This window comes from Streptomyces sp. CO7, from assembly GCF_053474865.1.
Map to the genome: position 1 here is coordinate 303,497 of NZ_JBRIOU010000008.1, position 3,781 is coordinate 307,277.

A 3,781-nucleotide genomic window follows, 5' to 3' on the forward strand; every position below is an offset into this window, starting at 1 on the left:
CCGCCGCACCGTGTCGGCACTGACCCCCAGCAACCGGGCCGCCCGAGCCATGGAGTACTCACGCATGTGCGCCAACCTATGGCACCTCCCGCCGCGAATGCCAGCGTTCGCAAGGCCCATTGCCCGCATCTGCGGCACGGGGTGCGAGGGAGGGGGCGGGGTCCGGGCGAGTCGCCCCGCCCCGTTCACCCCGCGGTGGCGAGCGCCCCTACGGCCTCGGCGACGGAGCGGTGCATCGGGGTCGTCGGGCGGCCGATCAGGCGGGACAGGGCGCCGGGGGTCGCGGCCAGCTGGCCGCGGGCCACCGAGACGTCCGCGCCCGCGAGCAGTTCGGCCGCCGGCGCGGGCAGCCCGGCGGTGATCAGGTGGGCGAGGTAGCCGTCGAAGGTCAGCGCCCGGTACGGGACCTCCCGGCCGGCGTGGCGGCTCACCTCGGCCGCGTACTCGGCCAGGCTCCACGCGGTGTCGCCGCCGAGCTCGTACGTGCGGTTCTCGTGGTCCCGGCCGGTGAGCACGGCCACGGCCGCCGCGGCGTAGTCGGCCCGGGAGGCGGAGGCGACGCGTCCGTCCGCGCAGGCCCGGGCCACGGCGCCCAGGTACAGCACCAGCGGCAGCTGCTCGGTGTACGCCTCGGTGTACCAGTTGTTGCGCAACAGCGTGTACGGCAGACCGGAGGCGAGGATCAGGCCCTCGGTGCGCCGGTGGGCGTCGGCCAGCCGGGCCTGCAGCGCGCCCGGCACGCTGGTGTACGCCAGCAGTCCCACCCTCGCCGTGGCGGCCGCGTCGACCACCGTGCGGTGCTGCGCGAGGCGGTCCGCGGTCACGTCGTTGCCGGAGACCAGCAGGACCCGGTCGCCGGCGCGGAAGACGCCGTGGAAGGTGTCCGGGGCGTCGTAGTCGGCCGTCGTCAGCCGCACGCCCCGTGCGGCGAGCGCCGCACCCTTCTCCCTGTCCCGCACCACCGCGACCACCTGGTCCGCCGGAACCCTCTCCAGCAGCCCTTCGATCACCAGCGTGCCCAAGCTACCGGTGGCCCCGGTCACGACCATGCGCATGGCACCAGCATCCCCTGCGCGTCCGGCACACAACAGACCGGGCCCGCACTCACGAGGAGTGCGGGCCCGGCCCTGTGATGCGTGGTGCGCGGAGCGCGGTACGCGTCAGGCGGGGGTGATGTTCTCCGCCTGCGGGCCCTTCTGGCCCTGCGTGACGTCGAAGTTCACGCGCTGGCCCTCCTGCAGCTCACGGAAGCCGGAGGAGTTGATGTTCGAGTAGTGGGCGAAGACGTCGGCGCCGCCGCCGTCCTGCTCGATGAAGCCGAAGCCCTTTTCCGCGTTGAACCACTTAACGGTGCCGGATGCCATGTGAATCTCCCTCTGGGCAGTTTCCGAGACCACACCTCGTGGCCCCGGGGTCGCTGCTCTGGCAATGTCCGGAAATACAAAAGAGTGCTCCCGTAGACGTAAAGGTCGTCTGAGAGCACTCAAGAAGTCTCTGGTAACCAAAACTGCAACTGGTCACCACCGTAGCACAGGGGTCCTGCGAAAAGTCGAGCCGTCATGGCGGGAAGTCGCCGCAAAAACTGTACGGAAATTCATGCGGGAAGTGGAATAAAAAGCGCCGGGCCGGGTAACGCCCCGAAGGTCGTTGCCCGGCCCGGCCCGGTTCGTCACGGCTCACGCCGCGACGCCGTCACCGCTACGGCTGCAGGGTCTGGCCCAGGTAGCCCGCGGCCGGAGTGCCGAGGACCGAGCGGCCGTAGTAGACGCCGCCCTCGGTGGAGACCCCGGAGCCGCCGGAGTCCATCTGGAAGACGGTGCCGTTGTAGGCGTCCTCCCCCTCGGCGCCGATGGCCAGGTCCGCGCGGCCCCAGCCCGACAGGTCCTGGAGCACCACCGAGGAGCCGAACCGGTCGTTGGCCTCGGTCGAGCCGCTGATGCCCGCCGTGTCCTGGCTGTAGCCGAGCGCTCCGGTGCCGGTGAGGCCGGAGGAGCTGCCCTTCAGCAGGAACACCATGCCCGCGTCGGCGCGGTTGCCGCTGCGGGTGATGTCCTCGCGGGGGGCGCCGGTGAGGACGTCGGCGTAACCGTCCAGGTTGTAGTCGCCGGCCGACACCGACCAGCCCATGGCGTCGCCGCTCTCGCCGGTGCCCGGGACGCCGGTGGTGTCCTGGTGGACGGTCTTCATCCCGGTGGTGGTGAAGCCGGTGGACGTACCCGGCACGACGGTGACCTGACCGCCGGCCATGGCGCCGGACTCCGCCGTGTACGGCTGGCCGATGACGATGTCGTCGTAGCCGTTGCCGTTGACGTCGCCCGCCGCGATGGAGCGGCCGCCCTTGACGGACAGGACGCTGACCTTCACCAGACCGGCCGCGGAGCCCTTGAACCAGGTGACCCGGCCGACGGAGGACTGGTCGCGGTAGTTCAGCGCCACGTCGGCGTAGCCGTCGCGGTTGAAGTCGCCGGTCGCCGAGTCCAGGTAGGCGACGGCACCGGTGGCGCTGGTGAGCGTGCCCTTCTGGGTGCCCTTGCCGCTGAGGCTGGTGCTCCAGACGCCGCCGTTGCCGGTGCCGGCCGCGAACACGTCCGCCGTGCCGTCGGCGTCGAAGTCGCCGACCGCGACGGTGCCGCCCAGCTTGGCGCCGGCCTTGGCGACGGGGTCGGTGACGACCGCGGTGCGGGCGGTCAGGGCCGGGCCGTGGAGGACGACGAGGCCTCCGGCGTCGGCGCCCGCGTCGGTGTCCTCGCCCGGCGCGCCGACCACGAGGTCGGCGTAACCGTCCCCGTCGATGTCGCCCCAGGCGCCGGCCGCGCCCCAGTTGTCGCCGGCCTCGGAGGCGCCGGTGACGCCCGCGGTGCTCTGCGAGATCACCTTGCGCAGCGGCCCGTCGGGACCGTCCGTCGAACCGGGGACGACCACGACGCTGCCCGCGCTGCTCGAGGAGCGCGGGACGCCGGCCACCAGGTCGGTGATGCCGTCACGGTTGAAGTCGGCGGTCGGGACGGCCGCGTTGCGCAGCGGGCTCGCCGCGATCCGGCGGATCTCGCCGAGCTTGGAGTACAGCGTGGCACCGGGGCAGGCGGTGGCGAACGCGTCGCGGTGACCGGAGATCACGTTGAGGGTGGCCTGGTCGCCCGTCTTCCAGACGCCGGTGTCGCCGCCGGCCTCCAGGGTGACCTTGCCGGTGGGGTTGCCGCCGTACTGGCCGAGCTTCCACGCGGCGACACGGGCCGCCGCCTCCAGCGCGGCACGGGTCGGCTTCCCGACCGTGTGGCCGTCGACGCCCTCGAAGTCACCGAGGAAGGCGATGCCGGTGGAGTAACTGTTGAAGCCGTAGGTGTGGGCGCCCTTGACCGGGAGGTCGACGCCGCCGGCGCGGCCCTCGAAGACCTGGCCGCACTTGTCGACCAGGAAGTTGTAGCCGAGGTCGTTCCACTCCTCGACGTTGACGTGGTACTCCATCACGCCGCGCACCAGCGACGCGGACTGCGCGCAGCTGTAGCTGTTCGAGCCCACCGTGTGGTGGATGAAGACGGCGTCGACCTTCTCGATGTACTCGGCCGGGTCCTCGACCTTCGACTCGTCCGCGCCCCACTGCGCCCGGCTGATGATCGGGGGCTGCGTGACGGTGGACGGGGGCGCGGCCGGCTTCGTCGGCGCCGTTCCGGACGGCGTCGCCGAGGGCGAGCCGGTCGGCTCGGCGACCGGCGAGGTGGTCTCCCCGGCGGGCTCCGTGGTCGCGGGGGCGGGCTCGGTGTTCTCCGGGGCCGGCTCGGTG

The 3,781-nt window shown here is 72.3% G+C and carries 3 protein-coding genes; all 3 read right to left on the reverse strand.

Annotated elements, in window-relative coordinates; all coding sequences use genetic code 11:
* Window positions 1–185: 185 nt before the first annotated feature.
* Window positions 186–1,055, reverse strand: a complete 870-nt coding sequence (locus ACOV8S_RS26295) for an NAD(P)H-binding protein (RefSeq protein ID WP_448320754.1) — start codon at window positions 1,053–1,055, stop codon at window positions 186–188.
* A gap of 105 nt (window positions 1,056–1,160) precedes the next feature.
* On the reverse strand, window positions 1,161–1,364 hold the full coding sequence (locus ACOV8S_RS26300; RefSeq protein ID WP_043247736.1) for a cold-shock protein: 204 nt from the start codon (window positions 1,362–1,364) through the stop codon (window positions 1,161–1,163).
* A gap of 334 nt (window positions 1,365–1,698) precedes the next feature.
* A partial coding sequence (locus ACOV8S_RS26305) for an FG-GAP-like repeat-containing protein (RefSeq protein ID WP_448320756.1) occupies window positions 1,699–3,781 on the reverse strand: 2,083 nt, incomplete at its 5' end.

Excerpts from the sequence above, each read along its gene's own strand:
- ACOV8S_RS26295 (WP_448320754.1), bottom strand. The coding sequence starts at position 1,055 with ATGCGCATGGTCGTGACCGGGGCCACCGGTAGCTTGGGCACGCTGGTG.
- ACOV8S_RS26300 (WP_043247736.1), bottom strand. The coding sequence starts at position 1,364 with ATGGCATCCGGCACCGTTAAGTGGTTCAACGCGGAAAAGGGCTTCGGC.